Origin of the sequence: Actinoallomurus sp. NPDC050550, from assembly GCF_040655075.1 — a bacterium.
Lineage (GTDB): Bacteria > Actinomycetota > Actinomycetes > Streptosporangiales > Streptosporangiaceae > Actinoallomurus.
Window position 1 is genome coordinate 67,896 of sequence record NZ_JBFAJC010000026.1, and the last position, 24,701, is coordinate 92,596.

Genomic DNA, 24,701 nt, shown 5'->3' on the forward strand with positions numbered 1-24,701 from the left:
CGCCCGCTTCGTCGTCGGGTCGCTCAGCCGCGGTAGGCGGCCCACTCCTTCTGCATGCGGGCGCCCTGACCCGCGGTGAACTGCGTCATGCAGCTGTCGTAGGAGTAGTCCATGAAGTTGTGGATCGGGTCCTTGCCCGACGCCTTACAGCTGTCCCGGCCGGTCGGGCACTTGAACGCCGGCGAGGACTCGGCCGGAGTGTCGCTCACGTAGTCGCCGGGCGCGTCGCAGCCGCCCTCGAAGGTGTGGTAGAGCCCGAGCCAGTGTCCGGTCTCGTGCGTCGCGGACTGGCCGAGGTTGTAGTGCGTGAGGGAGCCGCCGGGGATCGTGGCGTAGTGGATGACGACGCCGTCCATCGTCGGCTTGCTCTTGTACTGCCACGGGAACGTCGACCAGCCGAGCAGACCGTCCGGCAGCGCGGCGCTGTAGAGGTTGAGCGCCCCGGCGGTGCCTTTGTGCAGCTTCGTCTTGAGCGTCTTCTCGTACGTGTCGGGCGCGTTGAACCACTTGCTGTTCGTGGTCCAGTCGCGTCCCTTGAGGACGAAGGAGAAGCCGGTCTTCGACCCGCCGTACGCCTTGTTCATGACGGCGATCTGCTGGTCGATGTGCTTGCGGCTGATGTCGCCCTTCTTGCCCTTTCCGGTGCGGATGACGTGGAAGTACACCGGGATCTTGTGGGTCGCCTGGATGGAGATGGGCGAGCGGTGGGCGAGCAGGGACTTGAGCTCGCGGTCCAGGGCGGCGGCCTGGGCGGGGGAGACGTCGTTCTTGTCGCGGCGGTGGACGCCTGCGGACATGGCGCGCGCGGAGGCGGACGGGGTGGTGCACGACGACGCGGCCGTTTTGGAAGTGGCGGTCGCGGCGGTCGCGCCGCTGATCGGCAGCAGCGCGAGGGTGAGGGACGCGAGTCCGGTCAGCGCGGCGGCTGAACGCATGTGGGGGGCCTCCTGGGAGGGGGACGGAGGAAAAGCGATGAAGCCGGAAATATTGCCAAATAAAGATCTCGAAGCGGTTAAAGCGCGCCGGGGAAATCCGGATGTATCGCCGTCTCTGCGGCAGCTGCGCGCGGCCGGTACCGACGGCCGCGGCGTTCACGCAGGCAGGGGGCCTCTAGACTGGGGTCGATCCGACTTCCGAAAGGCGTTCTCGGTGTCCGTCGAGCAGTCCTTCGACACGGTCCTCGTTGTCGACTTCGGCGCGCAGTACGCGCAGCTCATCGCCCGTCGCGTGCGCGAGTGCCACGTGTTCAGCGAGATCGTGCCCTCGACCATGCCGGTCGAGGAGATGCTGGCCAAACGGCCAAAGGCGATCATCCTGTCCGGTGGCCCCGCATCGGTGTACGAGCCCGGTGCACCGGCCGTGCCCACCGGCCTGTTCGAGGCCGGGGTGCCCACGCTGGGCATCTGCTACGGCTTCCAGTCGATGGCCAAGGAGCTCGGCGGGACGGTCGCCAACTCCGACATCGCCGAGTACGGCGCCACCCCGCTCACAGTGATCGAGCAGGGCACGCTGCTGGCGGGGCTGCCCACCGAGCAGTCGGTGTGGATGTCACACCGCGTCACCTGCAGCGTGCCTCCCGTCGGCTTCGTGGTGACGGCCAGCACCGAGAGCGCCCCGGTCGCCGCGATGGAGGATCCCGCCCGGGGGCTCTACGGCGTGCAGTTCCACCCCGAGGTCATGCACACCGAGCACGGCCTGACGGTGCTGAAGCACTTCCTTTCCGCCGCGGGCTGCCGGCCCTCCTGGACGATGGTCAACATCGCCGAGGAGTCCATCGAGGCCGTACGCGCCCAGGTCGGTGACAAGCGGGCGATCTGCGCGCTGTCCGGCGGCGTCGACTCGGCGGTGGCCGGCGCGCTCGTGCAGCGCGCCATCGGATCGCGGCTGACGTGCGTGTTCGTCGACCACGGGCTGCTGCGCAAGGGCGAGGCCGAGCAGGTCGAGAAGGACTTCGTGGCCGCCACCGGCGTGGACCTGAAGGTCGTCGACGCGGCCGACCGCTTCCTCGGCGCGCTGGACGGGGTGACCGACCCCGAGACCAAGCGGAAGATCATCGGCCGGGAGTTCATCCGGGTCTTCGAGGAGGCGGCCCGCGAGATCGTCGAGGACCACGGCGAGGCCGTGGAGTTCCTCGTCCAGGGCACGCTCTACCCGGACGTCGTCGAGTCCGGCGGCGGCACCGGCGCGGCGAACATCAAGTCCCACCACAACGTCGGCGGGCTTCCCGAGGACCTGCAGTTCTCGCTGGTGGAGCCGCTGCGGACCCTGTTCAAGGACGAGGTACGGCGGCTCGGCGAGGAGCTCGGCCTGCCCTCGGAGATCGTCTGGCGCCAGCCGTTCCCCGGCCCGGGCCTCGGCATCCGGATCATCGGCGCGGTGACGCGCGAGCGTCTCGACGTGCTGCGCGAGGCCGACGCGATCGCCCGCGAAGAGCTCACGCGCGCCGGCCTCGACCGCGACATCTGGCAGTTCCCCGTCGTGCTGCTCGCCGACGTCCGCTCGGTCGGAGTGCAGGGCGACGGCCGTACGTACGGCCACCCCGTGGTCCTGCGCCCGGTGACGAGCGAGGACGCCATGACCGCCGACTGGGCACGGCTGCCGTACGACGTGCTGCAGAAGATCTCCACGCGCATCACCAACGAGGTCGCCGAGATCAACCGCGTGGTCGTGGACATCACCAGCAAGCCGCCCGGCACCATCGAGTGGGAGTGACGGCCCGGCTCGTATGAGCCGCGCCCGCCGGCCTGAGGGTCAGACGGCCCCGCGCGTATATCCGGCGAGCGCGTCATTGTCACGCAGCTGCCGGAGCTCGCTTCGGGCCAACGACGCGGTGACCAGTCCCGGGGATGCTCCGGCCTGGGTCAGACGCGTGCCGTCCGGGTGCCAGACGCCGCTGCCGCCGCATGATTCCCAGCCCGGCCCGGTGCCCGCGAAGTTGGCGACGACGGCGAACATCCGGTTATCCATGGCTCGCGCCGCGAAGTGGACGTCCAGGCGTCGTGCCTCCCGCAGGGTGTAGAGGGCCGACGCGGCGTAGATCTCGGCGCCCTGTCGTGCCGCCGCCTCGGCATGGCCGGGCACCGCGGCGTCGTAGCAGATCGCGAGAGCGACGTGCCAGCCGTCGACGTCGAGGACGCTGCTTGTCCGGCCGGGCTGGAACAGATCCCGTTCCCGGCCGTGCAGGTAGTGCTTACGGTAGACATGGACGTTTCCGTCGGGGCGCATGGCGAGCGAGGCGATCGAGCCTGTACCGTCCGCATCGCGGTACGCGCCGCCCAGCACCGCGGTCACGCCGTTCTCTGCTGCCGCCTTACGGGCGACGTCGAGCCGGGGGTCGTCCTCGGTGATCCACGCCGACGGGTCGGCGAAAAGGACCAGGTCGTAGCCTACGAGGGAAAGCTCGGGGAACACGAGCAGCCTAGCCCCGGCAGCGGCGGCAGTGCCGATCAGAGCGGCCGCCGACGTGGCATTCGCCGTCACATTCCCCCGCTCCGGCGAGATCTGCGCAAGGGCCACGGTGAGCGTCTCAGCGGACACCGTGGCATCGTACCGGCTGGGCCCACAGCGGGCTTTCAGCGTCCGCGGCCGCGGATAAGGCGCCACAGGACGAGCAGCAGAGCCAGCCCGGCGACCACGGGGACGACCCGTTTCGCGACGGAGGGCCCCGCGATCTCCAATAGGTCGATCGGTTCCGCCTCGGGGCGGGCCGCCGGGGTCCCGACCGGCTTGCTCGCGGTGGCCTTCTCCGGCTCACCAGCAGCCTCCGTGGCCGACTCCGCCGGGACACCGGCCCCGGCCCCGTTCGCCGCCGGAGTCCCGGTCGCCGTCTCCTCGGGGGCTCTGGCCGTAGTCTCGGCCGCGGCGCGCTCCGCCGCCTCGCCTGCGGCCTCTTCCGGCGCACTGGGTGCCATCTCGGCCGCGGTCGGTTGAGGGGAGCTGGTCGGTGTCTCGGCGGGAGCGCTCGTCGCGGGCTGTGCGGGGACCGCCTCCTCGGTCGTGGCCGCGGTGGAGGCCTCCGCCTCGGCCCTGGCCTCGGCGGGAGCGGCGGTCCCGCTCGTGGTCGGCGTGCCCGCGCCGGTCTCGCTCGCCGTCTCGGCGGTGGCCGGCTTCTCGCTCGCCAGCTCGGTGGCGAGGTTGTCGGCGAAGCGGCTGATCAGCTTGCCGCCGACCTCGGCGAGGATGCCCCGGCCGAACTGCGCGGGACGTCCCGTGACGTTCAGCTTGGTGTGGACGGCGACCCGGGCGCGTCCGTCGTCCTCGTGCAGCGTGGCCTGTACCGTCGCGGTGGCGGTGCCCGAACCTCGGGCCTCCTTACCGGACGCCTCGATCGTGACCGTGTGGGCCGCGTCGTCACGGGACGCGATGCGGGCGGCGCCCCGGTAGGTGATGGTCATCGCGCCGAGACGCACCTTGAGGCGGCCGGTGAACTCGTCGGCCTCGGCCGCGTCGAGCGTCGCTCCGGGCATGCAGGGCGCGATGCGCTCCACGTCGAGCAGCACCTGCCACGCCTGTTCCACCGGCACCGGAACGGTGAACTCGTGGTCGAGTTCCATGCCTTGCCTCCTCGTGATCGGTGGTCTGCGGGCGACATTACGGTGGTCTTCGCCGCATATGCCACTGAATGTGGCGAAGACCCGTCGCGACCGCGCGCGGACGACATGCCCCGGGCCGACGGCGGGGCCGGCCCGGCGGATGTCGCCCGCGGCGTCCCACACGGCGCCGCACTCCGCTCACACCGGGAGACCTTCCCGGGGCGAGCGGAGCGACACTGGTGGTTCAGAGACCCGACGCGGTCGCCAGGGCGCGGGCGGTCAGTACCTGGGCGAGATGTCGCCGGTACTCCGCCGAGCCGTGCAGGTCGCTGGGCGGGTTCGTGCCGTCGGGGGCGTCCTGGGCCGCCGTCTGGAACGCCTCCCGAGAAGCCGGGCCGTCGGCGACGGCCGTCTCCACGGCGTACGCCCGTACCGGCGTCGGCCCCATGTTCGTCAGGCCGATTCGTGCCTCGGCGACCTCGCCGTCCGTGCGCCGGACGAGGCACGCGACCCCGACGATCGCCCAGGCCTGCGCCGTACGGTGGAACTTCTCGTAGTGGAAGCCCCAGCCGGTGTAGGCCTTCGGCAGCCGGACGCCGAGGAGGATCTCGTCGGGTTCCAGGGCCGACGTCAGGTAGTCGGCGAAGAAGTCGCCCGCCGGGATCTCCCGTGCCGACGTGACGAAGACCCCGTCCATGGCGAGCACGACGCCGGGCAGGTCGCCCGCCGGGTCGGCGTGCGCGAGGGATCCGCCCAGGGTGCCTCGGTGGCGTACGGCGGGGTCGGCGACGGTGGAGGTCGCCGCGGCGAGCAGCGGGGCGTGCGCGCGGATCAGCGGATCGCGGAGCACCTCGTAGTGCGTGGTCATGGCCCCGACGAAGACCGAGTCGCCGTCGTCGCGAACGCCCCGCAGCTCGGGGATGTTCGAGACGTCGATGAGCACCTCGGGGTAGGCGAGGCGCAGGCGCAGCAGCGGCATCAGGCTCTGCCCGCCGGCCAGTACCTTGCCCTCCTCGTCCGCCTCGCGGAGCGCGGCGACGGCGTCGCCGAGCGAGGACGGCCGGACGTACTCGAACGGTGCCGGGATCATGCCGCACCTCCTGCGGATCCGAGACCGCCGCCGGCACCCGGCGAAGGCGCGCCTTCGGGTGGAGCCTGCCCGCGTGCGGCGTGCAGGGCGCGCCAGACGCGTTCGGGCGTGCAGGGCATCGGCACGTCGTCGACCCCGTACGGGCGGAGGGCGTCGACGATCGCGCCCACGACGGCCGGCGTCGAGGCGATCGTGCCGGCCTCGCCGACGCCCTTGACGCCGAGCGGGTTGGTGGTCGCCGGCGTCTCGGTGCGGTCGGTGGTGAAGGTCGGTAGGTCGGCCGCCGACGGGATGAGGTAGTCGGCCATGGTGGTCGTCGTCAGGTTGCCGTCGGCGTCGTACACCGCCTCCTCGTACAGCGCCTGCGCGATGCCCTGCGCGAGGCCGCCGTGCACCTGCCCCTCGACGATCAACGGGTTGACGACCTTCCCCACGTCGTCGACGGCGACGTACGAGCGGATCTTCACGAACCCGGTCTCGGTGTCGACGTCCACCGCGCACAGGTGCGTGCCGTGCGGGAAGGAGAAGTTGTCCGGGTCGTGGGTGGCGTCGGAGTCCAGGGACGGCTCGAACCCCTCGGGCAGGTCGTGCGCCGCGAACGCCGCCAGCGCGACCTCCTGCAGCGTACGGCCCTGGCCGGGGACGCCCTTGACCTTGAACGATCCGCCGGAGAACTCGAGGTCGCCCTCGGCGGCCTCCAGCAGGTGCGCGGCCATCCGGCGGGCCTTGTCGACCACCTTGTCGCAGGCGTTGTAGAGCGCGACCCCGCCGACGGCGAGGGACCGCGAGCCGTACGTGTCCATGCCCTTCGGTGAGATGCCCGTGTCCCCGTGCAGGACCCGGACGTCCTCGAACGGCACGCCGAGCCGGTCGGCGGCGATCTGCGCCCACGCGGTCTCGTGCCCCTGCCCGTGCGCGGAGGACCCGGTGACGACCTCGACCTTTCCGGACGGCAGGATCCGTACGGACGCGTGCTCCCAGCCGCCCGCGCCGTACGCCAGCGAGCCGAGGACCCGGGACGGCGCGAGCCCGCACATCTCGGTGAAGGTCGACACGCCGATGCCGAGCTGGACGGGGTCGCCCCGGTCGCGCCGGTCGGCCTGTTCGGCGCGCAGCTTGTCGTAATCGAACAGCCGCATCGCCTTCTCGGTGGCGGCCTCGTAGTTGCCGGAGTCGTACGTCAGCCCGGCGATCGTTTCGTACGGGAACTCCTCGTGCCGAATCCAGTTGCGCCGGCGTACCTCCAGGGGGTCCAGGTCGAGCTCGGCGGCGAGCTCGTCCATCATCCGCTCGATGCCGAACGTCGCCTCCGGCCGGCCCGCGCCCCGGTACGCGTCGGTCGGCGTCTTGTTGGTGAAGACCCCGGTGCACTGGAAGGAGTAGGCGTCCATCTTGTAGATGCCGTTGAACATGAACGCCCCGAGCAGCGGAACGCCGGGCGTGACCAGCATCAGGTAGGCGCCCATGTCGGCGAGCAGGTCGACCTTCAGGCCGCGGATCCGGCCGTCGCGGTCGGCGGCCAGGGACAACCGCTGGATCTGGTCGCGGCCGTGGTGGACGGCCATGTTGCCCTCGCTGCGCGACTCGGTCCACTTGACCGGGCGGCCGAGGCGCTTGGCCAGCAGGAGGCAGACGACCTCCTCGCCGTACACCTGCAGCTTCGAGCCGAACCCGCCGCCGACGTCCGGCGCGATCACCCGCAGCCGGTGCTCGGGGATACCGGTGACCGTGGCGAGCATCAGCCGCAGGATGTGCGGGATCTGCGTGGCCGACCAGAGCGTGTACTCGTCGCCGACGGCCGAGCAGACCACGGCGCGGGGCTCCATGGCCGTCGGGATCAGCCGCTGCTGGACGTAGCGGCGCTCGACGACCACGGGCGCGTCCCGGAACGCCGCGCCCAGGTCACCGGCCTCGAAGACCCACGTGTAGCTCTTGTTCGTGCCCTTGTCGGCGTGGACGAGGTCGGCGCCCGCCGCGATCGCGTGCTCCATGTCGACGACGGCCGGCAGCGCCTCGTAGTCGACGTCGATGGCCTCCAGCGCGTCGGTCGCGGCGTACCGGTCCCGGGCCACGATGGCGGCCACCGGTTCGCCGACGTACCGCACCTCGTCGACCGCGATCGGCGGGTGGTCGGGGAGGACCATGTCCTCGGTGACCGGCCACGCGCACGGCAGGCTGCCCTGCTCGTCGGCGAGGTCCGCGCCGGTGACGACGGCGACCACCCCGGGCCGCGCGCGGGCGGCCTCGACGTCGATCCGGCTGATCCGGGCGTGGCTCATCGGGCTGCGCAGGAACGCCACGTGGAGCAGGCCGGGCAGCTGGATGTTGTCGGTCCAGTTGGTCTTCCCGGTGATCAGCCGGGCGTCCTCCGAACGCCTCCGGGCCCGCCCCACCTCGCCTGTCGCGTCCGGCGTGACCTGATCGGTGACGGCTTCCGACGCGACCTCGCTCATGAGCGGGCCTCCTCGGCCTGCCGCATGCCGCCCGCGGCCCGGTGGACCGCGCGGACGATGTTCTGGTATCCGGTGCAGCGGCACAGGTTGCCCTCGAGACCGTCGCGGATCTCCTCATCGGACGGGTCGGCGTTCTCCCGCAGCAGGTCCAGCGCGGCCATGATCATGCCCGGGGTGCAGTAGCCGCACTGCAGCGCGTGCTCCTCGTGGAACGCCTGCTGCAAGGGGTGGAGGTTCTGCCCGTCGCCCAGGCCCTCGATGGTGGTGATCTCATGGCCGTCCGCCTGGACGGCGAGGACGGAGCAGCTCTTGACGCTGAGGCCGTCCATCAGGACGGTGCAGGCCCCGCAGTTGGACGTGTCGCAGCCGATGGGGGTGCCCACCTTGCCGAGCCGTTCGCGTAGATAGTGCACGAGCAACAGGCGTGGCTCGACCTCGTCTTCGTACTTGACACCGTCGACGTCCACCGACACACGGGGCATTCGTCCTCCCAGGAAGTGCGTTTCGGACACGTACATGCGGATCCGGGGAGGCCGTTCGGGCGCGCCGAGCCCGTGCTCGACCGCCCCACGGGCGCCGACGTCCTACGGGCGCCGACGTCGTACGGGTGCCGACGTCCAGGCCGGGGCGGCGCGGCGGTCCCCGGAGCACGGTTCGGACGCGGGGCGTCAGCCGTGGTTGAACTTGTGGTGCGTGTTCACCTTGTGGCTGCGCCGGGCGCCCTCGCGGTGCTTGCGGCGGATCTTGGCGCTGGCTCGTCGGATGCGTTTCGCACGATTACGCGACATCGCTGGCTCCAGTGGCAGGAGGCGTGTGTTTCAACGTAAGCCGGGAATGCCGGGTTAGGCCAGAGGGAAGACAAAAAGTGGACGCCGGTTGACCGTGCCTGGGCGCTGCGGCGAACGCTTCCCCCAGGACGCCACCGCGAAGACCACGGCCGGGTCATGAGGCCGTCTGACCAGGAGCGTTTGCGGGAACCTGCCCGCGATCATCACAGCCCCGCCCCGTCGCCGGCCGGCCCGCGACGAATTAACCGGGTTTTTCGGTAAACCTCGCTACTGTCGGGCTCTTCGCCGTGGACGCGATACGTGCGGGGTGAACGGCGGCGGTCGTCCTCTTCCCGCCGTGTGCCGTTCACCGGGTCGTCGTTGACATCACGTGGATGAGCGGCGTCCCCGTGCCACCAGACCAGCAGGAGGCCGCCCTGATCGCGCTTTCGTCGCAGGGGATCCGACAGATCACCCAAAACGGTGGCATTGTGTTGTTCCGTCGCTTCTGAACGGAGGGGTTGTGACCAGTGTCGAGGAGCGCGTCGCCGACGATCCGTCGGCGGCGGAGGGGACGGTGCGCGGCCGCGTGCGCCAGGCCCTGACGCACGCGGCCGCGCACCGTGTCTTCCTCGCCGTGCTACTACCCGCCATCGGGCTGCGCCTGGTGGCGATGCTCGGATACCGCGGCGCGCTGTGGTTCCCCGACTCGTACGACTACGTCAGCGGGGCGCTGACCCTCACGCCCAACCTGATCCGGCCCAGCGGCTACTCCCTGTTCCTGTGGCTGCTCTCGCCGTTCCACAGCCTGACGCTCGTCGTGCTCGTCCAGCACACGATGGGCGTGGCCGTGGGCGTCATGGTCTACGCGTTGCTGCGCCACCGCTTCGCGCTGCCCACCTGGCTCGCGTCCGCCGCGGCGATCCCCGCCCTGTACGACGCCTTCGGCATCCAGCTCGAACACCTCGTCCTGTCCGACACGCTCTTCACCTTCCTGGTCACCCTCGCCGTGACCCTCGCCATGTGGCGGAACACCCTCAGCACCCGGCGGGCGACCCTCGTCTGCCTCCTCGTCGGCCTCGCGGCCGTCACCCGCTCCGTGGGTCTCCCCGTCCTCATCCTCCTGCTGGCCTGGCTGGCCGTACGGCGGGCGGGCTGGCGCGCCGTCGCCGCCGGACTCGTCGCCGGGCTGCTGCCGATCGTCCTGTACGCCGGATGGTTCAACTCCCGTACGCACCGCTTCGCGCTCACGTACAGCACGGGGATCTTCCTCTACAGCAGGACGATGCCGTTCGCCGACTGCGGGAAGATGAAGCCCCCGGTCGACGAGCTGCCGCTGTGCAGCGACACGCCCCCGAACAAGCGGGGACGGTCGCAGTTCTACATCTGGGGCCGGATCTCGCCGTTCCACCGGCTCGGCAAGCACAAGTTCACGGCCGAGACCGAGGCCCGCGCGGGCGACTTCGCCAAGCGCGCGATCCTCGCCCAACCCGGCGACTACGCCGCGACCGTGACCTCCGACCTGCTGCGGACGTTCCGGTGGAAGCACCCGCCGTTCCCGGAGAACACCACCTACAGCTACTACCTCTTCCAGCAGCACCCGCCGCAGCCGCTCCACACCGCGGTCCGGCGGATGCGCCCGTACGACCGGGGCCACCTCAACACGCACGTCGTACGGCCGTACGCCCGGATCATGCAGGTGTACCAGCGCTATTTCTTCCTGCGCGGCGCGATGTTCGGCCTGATCCTGTTCGTCGGGCTGGGGGCGCTGCTGCGCCGGCGGTGGGAGGCGCTGCTGCCCTGGACGATGGCCGTCGTCGCGATCGTCGTGCCCCCGACCACCGCCGAGTTCGACTACCGCTACGTCATCCCGGCGGTCCCCGTCGCCTGCATCGCCGCCGCCCTCGCCTATACCCGTCGAGACGCCGCCGCTCCCGGGCCGGGAAGTGGCGTGGTCGCCTTGCTGCGCGGTTACGTGCGTTCTGGGACGGGTTGGGCGACGAAGAAGCGTCGGTAGGACGTGGGGTCAGGGTTCCGTGTGCCGGTCGAGGCCGAGCGTGGCGATGAGGTCTTCGTGGAGCTCGAACCAGACACGATGGCATGAGTCGACATCGGTGCCGTCGACCCAGGCGCCCTCCCCGGCGCGGGCGCGTGCCAGGGCCGCGGTGAATCGTTCGTTGTATCCGCGGAACCGGGTGAGGACGCTCCCGAGCCGGTCCGCGAGTGGCGTGAGCGCGCGGTCGATGCCGGCGAGCTCGGAGAGAACGCCGGCGTCCCAGTCGGGATCGGAGTGGTCGTTGACGGCGAGCCGATCGCCGGCGGCGGGCCGGAGTTGCCAGTCGGTGCAGGCCTGTAGCAGGAGGGCGTTCAGCGGGAGAAACCCGCGGTAGACGTCCCCGACCTCGTCGGCATCGCCGATGCGTGCGAGCTCGGCCGCGAGCCGGCGCTCGTCCTCGGCCCGGCCTGTTTCGGTCAATGACCAACCTTCGGTGCCGGCGAAGGCGGTGTGCTCGACCCAGCCGCGTGCCTGGGCGTCGCGCAGCACCTCTTTCGTTTCGGCCGCGTCGAGCCCGTACCGATGAGCGAGAACGGGGGTGTCCGCGAACCCGGTGATGCGCACCGCGTGCAGGACTAGGAGGTCGAGCGGAGAGTCCCGCGTCATGAGTCGGCGTCCTGTCGTGCTGTCAGGCGGGTGTACCGCTGCTGGCACGCCTGCGGGGAGTTGAACCCCATGGCGTCCGCCATCTGTGCCCAGGTCAGTCCCGCACCCCGGGCCATGAACAGCAGGGCGGATTCGAGTCCTTCGACCTCGGCGCGTGCGGCTTGCAGGAGGGCGAGCGCGCTCAGGACGTCCTCCGGGGCCAGGTCGGCGCAGCGCCAGACGGCGAACTGTACGAGGTCGACCGCCGACGGCGGGGCGGGCGAGGGCCGCCACGGACGGGCGTCGAGCGCGTCCGCGCCCAGGCCCAGCAGACGCTCGGACGCGTCCTGCTCACGCTGGGCCTGGACGTGGTCGGCGTGCGCGGTGTGAGTGAAGTCCTGCTTGCGCTGCATGCGACTCATGATGGAGACTCAACAAAACGTTGTCAATAATCCGTTGAAAGGCGGGCCGGTGATCGTTTCCCTGATGGAGGCTGCCGCCGATACCTGCGGCGGCAAGGCCGGCGCACTCGGCGTGCTGCTCCGCGCGGGTCTGCCGGTTCCCGACGGCTTCGTCGTCCCCTTCGCCGCCTACCTGGCCGCCGTCGGCGACCTGGGCCGCAGGCGGTTCGCCGGTGAGCCGGCGGATCTCGACGCGGCGCGGCAGGCGATCCAGGCCCGCCCGCTCCACGCCACCGTGATCGACGCGCTGGGGCGCGCACTCGACGAGCTCGGCGACCCGCCCGTGGCGGTGAGGTCATCGGCGGCGGACGAGGACACCGGTCAGGCGTCGGCCGCCGGTCAGTACGAGAGCTTTCTCGCCGTGCGCGGAGTCGGCGAGGTCGCCGATGCCGTACGTGCCTGCTGGGCCTCGCTGCTGTCTCCACGTGCCATCGGCTACCGGGATGCCTCCGGCCGCGACGGCCGGCCGTCCGGCGATCTTGTGATGGCCGTCATCGTCCAACGCCATCTGGATGCCGAGGTATCCGGGGTCACGTTCACACCCGCGGGCCCGAACGACGCGACCGAGATCGAGGCGTCCTGGGGCCTCGGCCCCAGCATCGTCGGAGGCACGGTCACCCCGGACGCCTATCGCGTCGCCGCGGACGGGTCGATCACACGCACCCTCGCGGACAAACGGACCCGCCTCGACCGGCGCGGCACGCAGCTCGTCGTTCGCGACGTGCCCACCAATGCCCGGCACCAACCGACGATCGACGACGCGACCGCGACGCACCTCGCCGAGCTGGGCAAGGAGATCGCCGCCGTATTCGGCGGACCACAGGACATCGAGTGGGCGATCGCCGACGGCCGCGCCTGGGTTCTGCAAGCGCGGCCCGTCACCGCCGCACCCCCACCGCCGCCTTCCGGCACCTTGGACACCCCACCCGCCGCACTCACCGGAACACCGGGCAGCCACGGGACCGTGACCGGCACCGCGAGGATCGTCCGTGGCCCCGGCGACTTCGCGCGCGTGCACCCGGGCGACATCCTCGTCTGCCCCTTCACCGACCCCGCCTGGACGCCGCTGCTGCGCATCGCGGCCGGTGTTGTCACCGAGACCGGAGGTGTGCTCTCCCACGCCGCGATCGTCGCTCGCGAGCACGCCATCCCCGCCGTCCTCGGCATCCCCAACGCAACGAGCAGGCTCCGTGACGACACCGTCATCACCATCGACGGCACCGCCGGCACCGTCATCGCGACGAACGCGTAACTGATCACGACGGGAAACCACGGATGACAACCCGAGTCCTCTACCTGGCGCGCCACGGCGCGGCCGACGCGTTCGGGAAGCTCACCGACATCGGGCGCCGGCAGGCAGACCTGCTGGGCGAACGGCTCGCCCGCGTACCGGTCGACGCCGTGTGGCACTCTCCGCTGCCACGCGCCGAAGCAAGCGCGTACGAACTCGCCCGGCATCTACCGAACGTGCCCGTGACCGAGGCCGCCGAACTCGTCGACCACGTGCCCTACGTCCCCAGCGCGGCCGAAACACCCGCGTCCTGGGCCGGCTTCTTCGACGGCTACGACGACACCGAGGCAGCCTCGGGTCAGAGGCTCGCCGAGGCCCTGGTCGGCCGGTTCGCGAAGGTCCCCGACGCGAGCGCGAAACGGACCCGGCCCGACACGCACGAGGTCCTGGTGACGCACGCCTACCCGATCGCGTGGCTGGTACGGCACGCGCTCGACGCGCCGCAATCCCGGTGGCTCGGGCTGAACAGCGCCAACACCGCACTGACGGTCATCGAGTACCGCAACGGCCTGCCGCCCACGATCGTGATGTTCAACGACATGAGCCATCTCCCGACCGACCTGCGCTGGACCGGGTTCCCCGAACGCATCAGGCCGTGAGGTGGCTCGACCGCACGATCCGCGTACGGGATCAGCCGCTGAGCGCGAAGAAGCACTTGGCCTCTCCCAGGGCCTTCTCGTCGGCCAGGATGTCGCCTGGGCGATTCGCATAGCCGAGAAGCTCCCCGCCCCAGTGCATGCCCATGTAGTCAGCGGAGATCTTCAGGGTGCCCAGCAGAGGGTCGGCCCTGGCCGGGTCCTCCTCGCTGATCGCACTGATCGCCCACATCGTCTTGCCTCGCATCCTGGCCTTGAAATCCGCCCCGGGCACGCGGAGCCAGCCCGACCAGTAGTCGAGGTAGAGCTTCGTGGCGGCCGAGACGCTGTACCAGTAGAGCGGTGAAGCGATGACGAGATCGGTCGCCTCGAGCGTGGCGTCCAACAGAACCCGCTCGTTACCGGTCGGCTGGGAGTAGACGGTGCCCGGCACGTGGCGGACATCCTGGAAGTCCGGCAACGGGAGATCGCGAAGATGCAGCCACTGCTGGGCGGCGTCCGAGGGCAGGTGCGCGGCGGCCTGGCGCGCCAGTTCCTCGGTGTTACCCCCCGAACGCGCACTGCCCATCAGGAACAAGAACTTTCGCATCCGGTCATCAAACCAGCCCCCGGTCGGTGCGGAACTGCCGGTCGTAGAGTTCGAGGCTCTTGCGCGCCGCCTCGGGATACCGCCGTACGAGTCGGTCCAACTGCGTCAGCTCTGCGGCCTGGGACACCCCCTGCGATCGAGTTCAGGATGTCGAGGAACTCGTTGACGGAGCGCATGAGCTCGTCCGGCGAGGTCATTTCCGGGGTGGGAGCGGAACGGAGACGACCTTTTTGATCATCTCGACGGCCTTCTCGATTTCGTCCGCGCCGCAGATCGGCTTGTCCCAGCTCCACCACCAGCAGAGGCGCTCGTTCTCGTCCGGCTTCGCCGTGACGATCTCGGAGAGGTGATTGCTGGTCCCCGGCGCGTGAACGTAAACCCGCGTCGGCCCCTGCTGCTGCGCGTCCAGGCCGACTGCCTGGCAGGCCGTCACGAGTTTTCCGGCGAGTTCGTGGACGTCTTCGAGCGAATTGATGGTCATGGTGACTCCCTGTTGTCGTTTGACTCCACAGAATGACTGAGAAGTCGTACGCTGGGAGCCCCCAACGCGTGGAGCATGAAGAGACAAGAGGCGCGTCCCGCGTTTGTACGGAAGGTGTGCAGCGAGATGTCGGGAAACCACATGACGGCGCGGCAGTTCGTCGGCAAGGAGATCCGTCACGCCCGCGAATCGAAGCAGCTCACCCGCGCCGAACTGGCGAAGACCTTCCCGGTCTCCGAATCCCTCGTCGCCTCGTGGGAAACCGGACGAATCATCCCGAAAACGGAATACCTTCCTCACCTAACGGACCTTCTCGGTCTTCCCGATGTAATACTGCGGATACTCGATGATCTGGTCAGCAGGGAGGTCGCGCCGGAGTGGCTCGGCAAGTGGACCAGAGCGGAGTTCGGATCGTCGTCGCTGCTCTGGTACGAGCCCCTAGTGATTCCCGGTCTCCTGCAGACGGAGGACTACGCTCGCGCCGTGCTCCGTCTCGGGAAGCCGTCTCCGCTCGACCTCGAGGGGCAGGTGGGCGCACGACGGGCGAGACAGAAGGTTCTGGCGCGCGAGGATCCCCCGCTGTTCCACGCCGTGCTCGACGAGGCGGTGATCAGGCGAGCGGTCGGCGGGCCGAAGGTCATGCATGATCAATTAATGCGGCTGGTTGAACTGTCGCAATGCGACGAGATCATCATCCAGGTGATTCCGTTCTCCGCCGGAGCGCACGCCGGATTCGCCGGAGCGGGAATCGTGCTGGCGAGCGTCGACGGTACGGATGTGGCCTACGTCGACAACGCGCTACGCGGGGATGTGATAGAGAAACCGGAAGACGTCGCGGCGATTCGCCGACTCTGGCAGATGTTGAGCGCTAAGGCGCTCCCTGAAGAGGCATCCATAGAACTCATCGCGAGGGCAGCAGAATCATGGGCACCCTGAACTGGCGTAAGTCGACCCACAGCACCAACAACGGCGGTGCGTGCGTCGAAGTCGCCGTTGCGGAGAAGAGCGACAAGTAACAAATCCCTGTCGTCCCCCGCCCTTGCTTACCGGAGCCAAGGGCGGGGGATTCTTCATTCCGGCTGGTGACGCATCCACCGGCCGTGACCCGCGCCTGCCGGTGCTGACCGGCCTGGAGTCCGCGCACGTACCACGATGCCGCTCGTCGCCGAGGCGCTCGGATCGCCCGCGCGACCTGGCGCGGCCACCTCGACCGGTGCCCCTCATTGGCCGGACTTGCAGGTGGGCGAACGCTTCGGACAGTCCGTCTTCGACCGCCCTTCGCAGGCGGGACAAAAGTGCGACAAATAAGAGGAAGGAGCCGAATCATGCTCAAAGGCAGACTGTCCTTAGCCCTGATGGTCGGGTTGCCGGCACTCCTGCCGGTTCTCCTGTGCCTGGCCGAGGGACCGGGGACCGCGATCACCGCCTGCCTCATCGCGGGTTACGCTGTGGCATTCGGGATCGACAACCTGGTTGTCGTATCTCCGTATGTCAGGAAACTGAGCTCCGGATGGCAGTTCGCCTACCGAAGTGTCGGACTAGTGGTCGCCCTGCTCGTGCAGTTGGCGCTCCCTCTGGTCGCCGGTGCGGTCCTCACCGGACACGGCATCGGTGAGATGTTCGCGATGCTGGTCACCGCACCCGGGCGGTACAGCGCGGTACTGGAGCAGATCCACCCGGAGGTGGCCGCGTTCGGCGCCGCGTTCATGGCGGCGGCGAGTGTGTGGACCCTCACGAACGCCGAGAGGGAACACGTCTGGCTTCCGATCGAGAACGTCCTCCGGCGGCACGCCAACGTCTGGCGGGCCACGACGCTGATCGCCATCGCCGGGGTCAGCGCCGTGGGTGCGTTCTGGTACTCGTGGCCGTTCGCGGTCGCGGGATTCGCGGGAATCGCCGTGTTCTTCGGAATCGAGATATTCAAGCACGTCATCGAAGGTTCCGAGGGGAACACGGGGAACGGCCGAAAGAATGTGCCGGGCTGGAAGATGCTGGCGCTGATCGAGGCCATCGAGGCTGTGTTCTCCCTCGACACGGGGATCGGGTCTCTGTCGCTGAGCTCCAACGTCGTCGTGATCGTCGTCGGGCTCCTCGCCGGGATCCTGCTGATGCGCAGCCTGAACGTCCGCCTGTCGAAGGGGGGACGGCTCACGGAGCTGATCCACCTTGAGGCCGGCGCCTACTGGACGATGCTGATCCTCGCTTTACAGCTCGTCGTCGGGCTCACCGGGAATGTCCCGGACTGGACCGGCATGGCTGCGAGCACCGTCATCATCGGGGCGGCGGCGGCGCACTCCGCGCTCCACGCCCGGAACAAAAGGCTCGGCGAACGCCACGCCTGACCTGACGTCCCCGGCCACACGGCCGGGGACGTCCCCTTGGTGATCCAGCTGCCGTGTCTTCCTCGCTTCGGACTCGCTCTCATCGCGGGAGGAGTGTCTGACCCCGCATCGTTCCTTCGATGGCTCGAACGTAGGCGCGGGCCACTTCGATCGCCGGCGTTCCTTGGGAGCCGTCTTCGCCCATCGCCTCGAGGGTCTCGCTTACCCAGCCTGGGCTCACGGCGTTCAGGCGCAGGCCGCGGGGCATCTCGATCGCGGCGGCTTCGACGAAGGCCTCCAGGCCGGCGTTTACGAGGGCGCCGAACGCGCCTCCCGGCGTGGGTTCGGCGAAGACGCCGCTGGTGAGGGTGATGGATCCGCCGTCACGTACGAGGTGCAGCGCCCGGCGTACGAGGGTGACCTGACCGAGGAGCTTGCCGTCCAGGCCGGCCGTGAAGTCCTCGTCCGAGGCGGACGCCAGGGGAGTCAACCGGCCGCTCGCCGCGCAGCACACGACGGCATCGAGGTCGGACACCGACGTGAGGACGGCCTCGATCGAGGCCGGGTCCGTCATGTCCACCGCCACCGGTCCGTTCCGGGACGCGCGTACGGCCTCGTGACCGCCCGACTCCAGTACGGCGGCGACCGCGGACCCGATCGTGCCGGTCGCACCGATTACGAGGATCTTCATGCTCGAGCACACCTCCATGCCTGGCCATCGCCAGTGCGTGTCCCGGCGATCGGGATCACGACCCGACTCTGGTGGCCGTCGCGGATCGTGCCGAGCCCTGTGCGAGAGGTAGGACCGCGGTTCCTACCCCTGACAGGTGCAGGCTTCGCGCCCGCGGACTCGGCAGACTGGCCGTGTGACTCCACCCATGCGTGAACGCGCGGGCTTCCTGTGTCGGTGGCTAGGCCACGTCGCAGAGGGCCAGCCCGGCCCTGTTGAGGACATTCGTTGCGCCGACGTGGTCCGCGTTGGCGGTGAAACCGCACGCCGTGCACTGGAACTTGGCTTGGGTGAGGCGGTTGTCCGCGCTGATGTGCCCGCAGCCTCCGGCGGAAGGCGGGCAGGTGCGGGAGGTGTTGCGGGCGTCCACCGGGATCACGAGCCGACCGGCGCTTTCAGCCTTGTCCGCCAGGATCGCCAGGAACTGCCCCCAGCCCGCGTCGAGGATGCTGCGGTTGAGCCCGGCCTTGGCGGCGGCGCCGTTCGGCAGGAACGCGCCATCGTTTTCCGGGTCGGGTTTGGGTTTGGGTGCGCGGGTCATGCCCGCTGTGTTCAGCCGTTCGTGGGCGATCACGTCGTGGTCGCGGACCAGCGTACGGGCGGTCTTGTGGTGGAAGTCCAGGCGCTGCCGCCGGATCTTGGCGTGCAGCTTGGCGACCTTGCGAGCGGCGGCGCGGTGGGCCTTGGTGCGTTGCCGGGTGCGTTTGGGGAACGTCGCCAGGTGCCGCTGGGCTTCGGCAAGCTGTCCGGCTGCCGTGCTCAGAAAACTCGGGTTGGCGACATGGACGCCGCCGGAGGTGGTCAAAAAGTGTGTCGTCCCCATGTCAACGCCGACGAGGGCGCCCGTGGGCGCAAGCGGTTGCGCGGGGACGTCGTCGCAGGCCAGGACGACGTACCAGCGTTTGCCCTCACGCTTGAGGCTGATCGTCTTGACGCGGCCGGCCACGGGCCGGTGCTGGTGCACGCGCACATGCCCGACACCTTGCAGGCGTACGCGGGTCTGCGGTTCGTGCGGGGTGGAGTCCCAGCGGCAGCCGTCGCCGTCCCTGGGGAAGACGACGGTGTCGAAGTGCCCGCGGCCCTTGAACCGCGGGTAGCCCGGCGTCTGGCCGGCCTTGATCCGCCGGAAGAACGCGGCGAACGCCTTGTCCAGGCGCCGCAGCGTGGCCTGCTGGGAGGAGAACGACCACCGGCCCTGACCACCGGGATCCTCGCCGCGGATCGCCTTCAGCTCCCCCGACTGCTCGCCGTAGCGGATCGTCACGCCCGCCTTGTGGTAGGCCGTACGACGGTGCTCCAGCGCGCCGTTGTACAGCGAACAGTGATCCCGCAGCATCTCACCCAGCGCGAGGGCCTGACTGGCGGTGGGACGCAGGAGGAACTTGTAGGCACGGATCACGAGCCGCCAGCCTTCTTCCAGTGGCGTCCGGACTGGGTGTCGACGTACCGCCGCACCGTCTCGGCGCTTACCGCCCCGGCCGAGGCCGCCAAGTACGACGACCGTAAGGTCGGCAGCTTTGGCTGCAGGCGTGGGAACTCCTGGCGCAGCACGCGAGAGGTCAAGCCCTCGAACGGGTTCGCAACACACGAGGCCGACGACTTCTGATCGTGCTTGACGAACACGTGGACAAGGTCGGGCAACACTTCCAGCGCCACGATCTCCCACCCCCGTTCATCGGCCTTGACCCCGATCAGCTCCTACAGACGGGCCGCGACCCGGCCGCCCAGGACTGGACGGCGGTACTTCGAACACACACCACGTGCAACCCGAGGTCATACATGTCGCCGAAGAACCGGCGAACCGCCCTGGCAACAATCACACTACTAACACATGGTCATCATCTACACACGAATTGTGCAATCTCTGGACTCGCCACACACGTGATGGATGGCCGTCCCGGCTATATCGGGCCGCCCCGAAGTGGCCATCGATTCACTCACCGGATGGTCCCCGCGAAGGAAACCTGATGGAGCGAAGTACGGAGATCGGGGAGTTCCTGCGCTCACGGCGGGCGCGGCTCCGGCCCGAAGACGCGGGGCTGGTGGACTACGGCGGGCGGCGCCGGGTGCCCGGCCTGCGCCGTGAAGAGCTCGCCCGGCTCGCGGGCGTCAGCGTCGGCTACTACACGCGCCTGGAGCAGGGACAGAGCCCGGGCGCCTCCGACGCCGTCCTCGACGCGATCGCCCGGGTCCTGCGGCTGGACGGCGACGAGCGGACGCACCTGTACACCCTGGCCCGCCCGGCGCCCGGGCCGCGACGCCGCCCGGCTCCCGAGCGTCTGCGCCCCACGATCCGCATCATGGTCGAGTCCTTCGGGGACGTGCCCGCCCTGGTCCTCGGACGGCGCGTCGACGTGCTCGCCTGGAACAGGATGGGGCACGCCCTCCTCGCCGGGCACCTGGACTTCCACGCGCCCGAGCGGCCGGCCGACCGGCCCAACTGGGCGCGGCTGTTCTTCCTCGACCCGCACATCCGCGCGCTGTTCACCGACTGGGGCAAGAAGGCGCTGGACACGGTCGCCGACCTGCGCGTCATCGCGGGCCAGTATCCCGACGACCGCCTCCTCGCCGAACTCATCGGCGAGCTGACCATGAAGAGCGCGGAGTTCTCCGCCCTGTGGTCGGCCCATCCCGTACGCCGCTGCGCCCATCACACCCGTGAGTACCGACACCCCGTCGTGGGCCCGCTGACCCTCACCGACGAACTGCTGCAGCTGCCGGACGACGAAGGCCAGCGACTGGCGATCTTCACCGCCGAGCCGGACTCCCCGTCCCGATCCGCCCTGCGCCTGCTCGCCGGCCTGACCGCCGAACACGCCGAACGCCCCGCCCGTGATACCGCACGCCAAGCGGTGGGGTTCAGGCCCGTGAGAAGGACGATGCCCTCGGCATAGCGTTCACTCTCAGTCCACTGCAACGAACAGGTGGGCCGATGTTGCGTTACGCGTCAGACCACTGCAACACTTTTCTTGCTTCTACCTGCATAGACTCTGCTTACTTGCAACAAGCTGGTTGCTAGATCTGGAAAGGCAACGTAGCTTTTCCATTGTTCGAAACAACGAGTCGCAAGGAGCGCACGATGAACAAGTTCGACACCCCCGCCCCGATCACCGCCGTCCTGAACGTCCCCGCCGGGCGCGTGCAGTTCATCGCCGCCGACCGGGCCGACACCATGGTCGAGGTCCTGCCCTCCGACGCCTCCAAGAGCCGCGATGTGAAGGCGGCCGAGCAGACCACGGTCGAGTTCGCCGACGGTGTCCTGCGGATCGAGACCCAGGCGGCGAAGAACCAGTACTTCGGCCCGTCGGGGTCCGTCGAGGTGACGGTCAAGCTGCCCGCCGGTTCCCGGGTCGAGGCCAAGACCGCCAGCACCGAGCTGCGGACCGTCGGCCGCCTCGGCGACGTCGCCTTCGAAGGCGCCTACCACCAGATCAAGCTGGATGAGGCCGCGAGCCTCCGCCTCACCGCGACCGACGGCGACGTCGAGGTCGGCCGCCTCGGCGGCCCCGCCCAGATCAGCACCTCACGAGGCGACATCACCATCGCCGAAGCCACGGGCGGCACGGTCGTGCTGGCCACCCACTCCGGCGACATCACGGTCGGAGCCGCCGCCGGCGTCTCCGCCTCCCTCGACGCGGGCACCTCCCACGGCCGGATCCACAACACGCTCAAGAACACCGAAGGCGCCGCCGCCCAGCTCGACATCCACGCGACCACCTCCAACGGTGACATCGTCGCCCGCAGCCGCTGAGAAGCATTGAGGGGGCCCGCGCTCCACCGGCGCTCTTCCTGCAGTCATAACCCGCGACTTAACAGTACATAAACGAAGTTGGCGTTGATCCAGACCAGTCCCCAGAGCGAGGGTTGGTGCCGGCCCCACCGGTAGGGCCGTACACAAGGAGATTCATGATGGGAAATAGCAACAGCGGCTTCTCCGAAGCGGGGCTGCGCAGATTGCGTGACGTGCTGGCTCGGCATGTCGAGTCCAAAAGGATTCCGGGGCTTGTCGCTCTGGTCGGCCGGGGCGAGGAGACGCACGTCGAGGCGATCGGGACGATGCGTCATGACGGTGGCGCGCCGATGCGCCGGGACACGATCTTCCGGATGGCCTCGACGTCCAAGCCGGTCACGATGGCGGCGGCGATGATCCTGCTGGATGAGTGCAGGCTACGGCTGGATGACCTGGTAGAGCCGTGGCTGCCCGAGCTCGCCGACCGTCAGGTGCTGAAGCGGATCGACGGCCCGCTGGACGATACCGTGCCGGCGCGGCGGCCGATCACCGTGCGGGACGTGCTGACCTCCACGTTCGGGCTCGGCATGGACATGACGTCGCTGGGCACTCCGATCATGGGCGCGGTCTTCGAGCAGGGGCTCACGCCCAATCTGCCGGAGCCGATGCCCGAGCCGGACGAGTGGATGCGCCGCCTGGGCACGCTTCCGCTGATGCACCAGCCCGGCGAGCGCTGGCAGTACCAGATCAGCAGCGATCTGCTCGGCGTGCTCGTCGCCAGGGTCACGGGCCAGTCGTTCGAGACGTTCCTGCGTGAGCGGATCTTCGATCCGCTGGGGATGAAGGACACCGGTTTCCACGTGTCCGCCGACAAGATCGACCGGCTGCCGCCCCTCTACACCCCCGACCCGCAGACCGGAGAGTTCATCGTGTGGGACGCGGCCGAGGGGGGACGCCACAGCAAGCCTCCGGCGTTCCAGGACGGCGGCGGCGGGCTGGTCTCCACCGCCGATGACTACCACGCCTACTTCCGGATGCTGCTGAACGGCGGGATGCACGGGAGCGAACGGATCTTGTCCCGGCCGGCCGTCGAGCTGATGACCACCAACCGCCTCACACCCGAGCAGAACGCCGCCCGAAACGCCATGGCCCGCGACAACGTCCACGTCTCGTTCGGCCAAGGGCAGCACGGCGGCTGGGGCATGGGGATGGCGGTGCGCACCTACCGCGGCGACTACGCCTCCATCGGCCAGTTCGGCTGGGACGGCGGAAGCGGCACCTCGACCTACGCCGACCCGGACAACCAGCTCACCGGAATCCTGCTCACCCAGGTCGGGATGTCCGTCCCGGACCCGGCGTGGGTCATCCATGACTTCTGGACCACCCTCTACCAGGCGATCGACGACTGACACCGCGTTCCACCCGTTCAGCGCCGGCGGATGAGGAGAGGTTGGGCCACGTCGCCGAGGCGGCCGTCGGGGTCGGAGAGGGCGGCCTGGGTCAGGCCGAGGCCGTCGTCGCCCAGGTGGGTGCGGCAGTCCATGTGCACCCACTCGCCGTCGGGGTGGCGCAGCAGGGTGGTGGTCATGGTGGGCGGGATGGACAGCCACTGATCGAACGGGAGAGTCGCCGACAGGCCGTTGGCGGAGTCGGCGACGATCAGTGTGCGGGTCAGGCCGGTGAGTTTCCGTCCCGCGATCAGTGGGATGCGGACGCGCGTCCATACCTGCGCGGTGCCGAGGGTGTCACGGCCGCCGTGGGTGAAACGCCATTCGACGGCCTGGCCGTAGCCCCAGTCGGTCATGCCGTCGAAGTCGTACTGCTCGGTCGGCTCGGGCGGGAGCGGAGGCGGCGGGGTGCTCTCGGTTCGTACGGGCGGGGTCGGGCCGGTCGTGATGTGCCAGGCGCGGGCGGTCACCGCGACCTGCCCCTCGACGATCAGGTGGGCTTCGGTGAGGCGGACCTGCCGGCCGGGCCGCAGCGGGGTGACCTCGACGCGGGCGGGGCGGCGCGGGATGGGGGCGAGGAAGTCCACCGAGATCCGGGCCATCCGCATGCCGGGCGCGACCGTGGTGTCGATGGCGTGAGCCAGCAGCGCGGTCGGGGGTCCGCCGTGCTGCGCGTCGCGGTCCCAGGGGCTTTCCGTGGCGCTGGTCGGCTCGTAGACACCATCGTCGGCGGGCAGGTAGAAGGCTTCGGGCTGATCGCTCATGGAACGATCCTCGGACATCGGCCGGCGAGAGGACAGGGCGGGTCACGACGTCGCCGCGAAGGGCGCTGGTACGGGTCGGGTCGCACGGGGGCCGGACCGCGGCGAGTATCAGGATCGGGGGGCGCCTGAGGTGTTCGGCCAGTTCGGGGCTGCGGTCGAGGGCGGGAACGGGCTCGTCGATCCCGGTCAGTTCAAGACCGGCCTCGAGCAGTGCGTTGATCAGGGTCGCGATCCGCCGGTGGTGTTTCACGACCCCCTCGACGATCCAGTTCTGGGTCCGGGGTCCTTCGGCGGCGTAGTCGTCGACCGGCCAGACCATGCCGTCGCCGGTCTCCAGCCAGCCGGCCATCGGCCGGCGGGCGGTGCAGATCGGGTGTTCCTGCGAGAAGAAGAGTCCTCCGCCGGGACGCAGCCAGCCGGCGACGGACCGGATCAGGGCCGGGTAGTCGGCGACGTAGTGCAGGGCGAGGCTGCTGACGACCAGGTCGGCACAGCCGGGCGGGAGGGTCAGCGTCTCCAGGTCCGCGCGCAGGTACCGGACGCGGGGGTGCTTCTCGGCGGACGCCAGCATCCGTTCCGAGGCGTCGACGGCCAGTACGTCCGCGGCTCCCTCGTCGGCCAGGCGACGGGCGAGCGCGCCCGTACCACAGCCCAGGTCGATGACCGACAGGCCCGCCACCGAGGGCAGCAGCCGGGCCATGGCGGGGACCTCGATGGCGTCATTGATCGCGGCACCGGACGTCCTGAGCCGTCGGTAGCCCGCGAAGAAACGCGGGTCGTCGTAAAGATCCCGGCCCATGATCCCCG

Annotated in this window: 24 protein-coding genes and 1 pseudogene; 10 read left to right on the plus strand and 15 right to left on the minus strand. The window is 69.6% G+C overall.

Annotated elements, in window-relative coordinates:
* Positions 1-23 precede the first annotated feature (23 nt).
* On the minus strand, positions 24-935 hold the full coding sequence (locus AB0I04_RS31095) for a zinc metalloprotease (protein ID WP_360892276.1): 912 nt from the start codon (positions 933-935) through the stop codon (positions 24-26).
* Positions 936-1,149: 214 nt separating this feature from the next.
* On the opposite strand from AB0I04_RS31095, the gene guaA reads away from it, so the two are divergent.
* Positions 1,150-2,712 (plus strand): glutamine-hydrolyzing GMP synthase, encoded by a 1,563-nt coding sequence (gene guaA / locus AB0I04_RS31100; protein WP_360892279.1) that lies wholly within the window; start codon positions 1,150-1,152, stop codon positions 2,710-2,712.
* Between the two features lie 39 nt (positions 2,713-2,751).
* On the opposite strand, the gene AB0I04_RS31105 is transcribed toward guaA, so the two are convergent.
* From AB0I04_RS31105 to AB0I04_RS31125, 5 genes are all read right to left on the minus strand, one after another.
* Positions 2,752-3,537 (minus strand): carbon-nitrogen hydrolase family protein, encoded by a 786-nt coding sequence (locus AB0I04_RS31105; RefSeq protein ID WP_360892282.1) that lies wholly within the window; start codon positions 3,535-3,537, stop codon positions 2,752-2,754.
* Between the two features lie 35 nt (positions 3,538-3,572).
* Positions 3,573-4,553, minus strand: coding sequence for an SRPBCC family protein (locus tag AB0I04_RS31110; protein ID WP_360892285.1), 981 nt, complete (start codon positions 4,551-4,553; stop codon positions 3,573-3,575).
* Positions 4,554-4,776: 223 nt separating this feature from the next.
* Positions 4,777-5,622, minus strand: a complete 846-nt coding sequence (locus tag AB0I04_RS31115; RefSeq protein ID WP_360892287.1) for a xanthine dehydrogenase family protein subunit M — start codon at positions 5,620-5,622, stop codon at positions 4,777-4,779.
* Positions 5,619-8,075, minus strand: coding sequence for a molybdopterin cofactor-binding domain-containing protein (locus tag AB0I04_RS31120; protein WP_360892290.1), 2,457 nt, complete (start codon positions 8,073-8,075; stop codon positions 5,619-5,621). The genes AB0I04_RS31115 and AB0I04_RS31120 overlap by 4 nt, the downstream gene beginning before the upstream one ends.
* On the minus strand, positions 8,072-8,557 hold the full coding sequence (locus tag AB0I04_RS31125; RefSeq protein WP_360892292.1) for a (2Fe-2S)-binding protein: 486 nt from the start codon (positions 8,555-8,557) through the stop codon (positions 8,072-8,074). Before AB0I04_RS31125 ends, AB0I04_RS31120 begins: the two co-directional genes overlap by 4 nt.
* Positions 8,558-9,365: 808 nt before the next feature.
* Between AB0I04_RS31125 and AB0I04_RS31130 the strand changes: the two genes are divergently transcribed.
* Positions 9,366-10,859, plus strand: a complete 1,494-nt coding sequence (locus AB0I04_RS31130; RefSeq protein WP_360892294.1) for a hypothetical protein — start codon at positions 9,366-9,368, stop codon at positions 10,857-10,859.
* A gap of 9 nt (positions 10,860-10,868) precedes the next feature.
* Here AB0I04_RS31130 and AB0I04_RS31135 read toward each other — a convergent pair whose 3' ends face one another.
* Both AB0I04_RS31135 and AB0I04_RS31140 read right to left on the minus strand, forming a co-directional pair.
* Positions 10,869-11,504 (minus strand): transcriptional regulator, encoded by a 636-nt coding sequence (locus tag AB0I04_RS31135; protein ID WP_360892297.1) that lies wholly within the window; start codon positions 11,502-11,504, stop codon positions 10,869-10,871.
* Complete coding sequence (locus AB0I04_RS31140) at positions 11,501-11,896, minus strand: DNA-binding protein (RefSeq protein ID WP_360892300.1); 396 nt, start codon at positions 11,894-11,896, stop codon at positions 11,501-11,503. The genes AB0I04_RS31135 and AB0I04_RS31140 overlap by 4 nt, the downstream gene beginning before the upstream one ends.
* A gap of 58 nt (positions 11,897-11,954) precedes the next feature.
* On the opposite strand from AB0I04_RS31140, the gene AB0I04_RS31145 reads away from it, so the two are divergent.
* Positions 11,955-13,196, plus strand: coding sequence for a PEP/pyruvate-binding domain-containing protein (locus AB0I04_RS31145; RefSeq protein WP_360892303.1), 1,242 nt, complete (start codon positions 11,955-11,957; stop codon positions 13,194-13,196).
* Positions 13,197-13,219: 23 nt separating this feature from the next.
* Entirely contained in the window at positions 13,220-13,834 is a 615-nt protein-coding gene (locus tag AB0I04_RS31150) for a histidine phosphatase family protein (protein ID WP_360892306.1), read from the plus strand.
* Between the two features lie 31 nt (positions 13,835-13,865).
* On the opposite strand, the gene AB0I04_RS31155 is transcribed toward AB0I04_RS31150, so the two are convergent.
* Both AB0I04_RS31155 and AB0I04_RS31160 read right to left on the minus strand, forming a co-directional pair.
* Positions 13,866-14,420: an NAD(P)H-dependent oxidoreductase gene (locus tag AB0I04_RS31155; protein ID WP_360892309.1), complete on the minus strand. Its 555-nt coding sequence runs from the start codon at positions 14,418-14,420 to the stop codon at positions 13,866-13,868.
* Positions 14,421-14,613: 193 nt separating this feature from the next.
* On the minus strand, positions 14,614-14,901 hold the full coding sequence (locus AB0I04_RS31160; protein ID WP_360892312.1) for a hypothetical protein: 288 nt from the start codon (positions 14,899-14,901) through the stop codon (positions 14,614-14,616).
* A gap of 141 nt (positions 14,902-15,042) precedes the next feature.
* Here AB0I04_RS31160 and AB0I04_RS31165 point away from each other — a divergent pair, with 141 nt between their 5' ends.
* From AB0I04_RS31165 to AB0I04_RS31175, 3 genes are all read left to right on the plus strand, one after another.
* Entirely contained in the window at positions 15,043-15,837 is a 795-nt protein-coding gene (locus AB0I04_RS31165; RefSeq protein WP_360892315.1) for a helix-turn-helix transcriptional regulator, read from the plus strand.
* The gene (locus AB0I04_RS31170) at positions 15,825-15,917 is read left to right on the plus strand and encodes a DUF397 domain-containing protein (protein WP_360892318.1); all 93 of its coding nucleotides are present in this window, start codon (positions 15,825-15,827) and stop codon (positions 15,915-15,917) included. Before AB0I04_RS31165 ends, AB0I04_RS31170 begins: the two co-directional genes overlap by 13 nt.
* Before the next feature lie 309 nt (positions 15,918-16,226).
* Entirely contained in the window at positions 16,227-17,243 is a 1,017-nt protein-coding gene (locus AB0I04_RS31175; protein WP_360892321.1) for a DUF475 domain-containing protein, read from the plus strand.
* Positions 17,244-17,322: 79 nt separating this feature from the next.
* Here AB0I04_RS31175 and AB0I04_RS31180 read toward each other — a convergent pair whose 3' ends face one another.
* From AB0I04_RS31180 to AB0I04_RS31190, 3 genes are all read right to left on the minus strand, one after another.
* Complete coding sequence (locus AB0I04_RS31180; RefSeq protein WP_360892324.1) at positions 17,323-17,913, minus strand: short chain dehydrogenase; 591 nt, start codon at positions 17,911-17,913, stop codon at positions 17,323-17,325.
* A 220-nt stretch (positions 17,914-18,133) separates the two neighbouring features.
* Positions 18,134-19,351: a transposase gene (locus AB0I04_RS31185; protein WP_360892327.1), complete on the minus strand. Its 1,218-nt coding sequence runs from the start codon at positions 19,349-19,351 to the stop codon at positions 18,134-18,136.
* Complete coding sequence (locus AB0I04_RS31190) at positions 19,348-19,608, minus strand: transposase (protein WP_360892330.1); 261 nt, start codon at positions 19,606-19,608, stop codon at positions 19,348-19,350. Before AB0I04_RS31190 ends, AB0I04_RS31185 begins: the two co-directional genes overlap by 4 nt.
* Positions 19,609-19,919: 311 nt before the next feature.
* Between AB0I04_RS31190 and AB0I04_RS31195 the strand changes: the two genes are divergently transcribed.
* From AB0I04_RS31195 to AB0I04_RS31205, 3 genes are all read left to right on the plus strand, one after another.
* Positions 19,920-20,846, plus strand: a complete 927-nt coding sequence (locus tag AB0I04_RS31195) for a helix-turn-helix transcriptional regulator (RefSeq protein ID WP_360892333.1) — start codon at positions 19,920-19,922, stop codon at positions 20,844-20,846.
* A gap of 185 nt (positions 20,847-21,031) precedes the next feature.
* Positions 21,032-21,703 carry a DUF4097 family beta strand repeat-containing protein gene (locus AB0I04_RS31200; RefSeq protein ID WP_360892336.1) on the plus strand — a complete coding sequence of 224 codons (672 nt, stop codon included), beginning with the start codon at positions 21,032-21,034 and terminating at the stop codon, positions 21,701-21,703.
* Between the two features lie 158 nt (positions 21,704-21,861).
* Complete coding sequence (locus tag AB0I04_RS31205; RefSeq protein WP_360892339.1) at positions 21,862-23,091, plus strand: serine hydrolase domain-containing protein; 1,230 nt, start codon at positions 21,862-21,864, stop codon at positions 23,089-23,091.
* 17 nt (positions 23,092-23,108) lie between these two features.
* Here the strand turns inward: AB0I04_RS31205 and AB0I04_RS31210 are convergent, their stop codons facing one another.
* The gene (locus AB0I04_RS31210; protein ID WP_360892342.1) at positions 23,109-23,894 is read right to left on the minus strand and encodes a thioesterase family protein; all 786 of its coding nucleotides are present in this window, start codon (positions 23,892-23,894) and stop codon (positions 23,109-23,111) included.
* Between the two features lie 385 nt (positions 23,895-24,279).
* Positions 24,280-24,693 (minus strand): annotated as a pseudogene (locus AB0I04_RS31215) (class I SAM-dependent methyltransferase); the annotation flags it as partial.
* Positions 24,694-24,701 lie beyond the last annotated feature (8 nt).

Excerpts from the sequence above, each read along its gene's own strand:
- AB0I04_RS31165 (WP_360892315.1), top strand. The coding sequence starts at position 15,043 with ATGACGGCGCGGCAGTTCGTCGGCAAGGAGATCCGTCACGCCCGCGAA.
- AB0I04_RS31175 (WP_360892321.1), top strand. The coding sequence starts at position 16,227 with ATGCTCAAAGGCAGACTGTCCTTAGCCCTGATGGTCGGGTTGCCGGCA.
- AB0I04_RS31170 (WP_360892318.1), top strand. The coding sequence starts at position 15,825 with ATGGGCACCCTGAACTGGCGTAAGTCGACCCACAGCACCAACAACGGC.
- AB0I04_RS31125 (WP_360892292.1), bottom strand. The coding sequence starts at position 8,557 with ATGCCCCGTGTGTCGGTGGACGTCGACGGTGTCAAGTACGAAGACGAG.
- AB0I04_RS31155 (WP_360892309.1), bottom strand. The coding sequence starts at position 14,420 with ATGCGAAAGTTCTTGTTCCTGATGGGCAGTGCGCGTTCGGGGGGTAAC.
- AB0I04_RS31180 (WP_360892324.1), bottom strand. The coding sequence starts at position 17,913 with ATGAAGATCCTCGTAATCGGTGCGACCGGCACGATCGGGTCCGCGGTC.
- AB0I04_RS31210 (WP_360892342.1), bottom strand. The coding sequence starts at position 23,894 with ATGAGCGATCAGCCCGAAGCCTTCTACCTGCCCGCCGACGATGGTGTC.
- AB0I04_RS31195 (WP_360892333.1), top strand. The coding sequence starts at position 19,920 with ATGGAGCGAAGTACGGAGATCGGGGAGTTCCTGCGCTCACGGCGGGCG.
- AB0I04_RS31110 (WP_360892285.1), bottom strand. The coding sequence starts at position 4,553 with ATGGAACTCGACCACGAGTTCACCGTTCCGGTGCCGGTGGAACAGGCG.
- AB0I04_RS31120 (WP_360892290.1), bottom strand. The coding sequence starts at position 8,075 with ATGAGCGAGGTCGCGTCGGAAGCCGTCACCGATCAGGTCACGCCGGAC.
- AB0I04_RS31150 (WP_360892306.1), top strand. The coding sequence starts at position 13,220 with ATGACAACCCGAGTCCTCTACCTGGCGCGCCACGGCGCGGCCGACGCG.
- AB0I04_RS31095 (WP_360892276.1), bottom strand. The coding sequence starts at position 935 with ATGCGTTCAGCCGCCGCGCTGACCGGACTCGCGTCCCTCACCCTCGCG.
- AB0I04_RS31115 (WP_360892287.1), bottom strand. The coding sequence starts at position 5,622 with ATGATCCCGGCACCGTTCGAGTACGTCCGGCCGTCCTCGCTCGGCGAC.
- AB0I04_RS31200 (WP_360892336.1), top strand. The coding sequence starts at position 21,032 with ATGAACAAGTTCGACACCCCCGCCCCGATCACCGCCGTCCTGAACGTC.
- AB0I04_RS31160 (WP_360892312.1), bottom strand. The coding sequence starts at position 14,901 with ATGACCATCAATTCGCTCGAAGACGTCCACGAACTCGCCGGAAAACTC.
- AB0I04_RS31135 (WP_360892297.1), bottom strand. The coding sequence starts at position 11,504 with ATGACGCGGGACTCTCCGCTCGACCTCCTAGTCCTGCACGCGGTGCGC.
- AB0I04_RS31140 (WP_360892300.1), bottom strand. The coding sequence starts at position 11,896 with ATGCAGCGCAAGCAGGACTTCACTCACACCGCGCACGCCGACCACGTC.
- AB0I04_RS31205 (WP_360892339.1), top strand. The coding sequence starts at position 21,862 with ATGGGAAATAGCAACAGCGGCTTCTCCGAAGCGGGGCTGCGCAGATTG.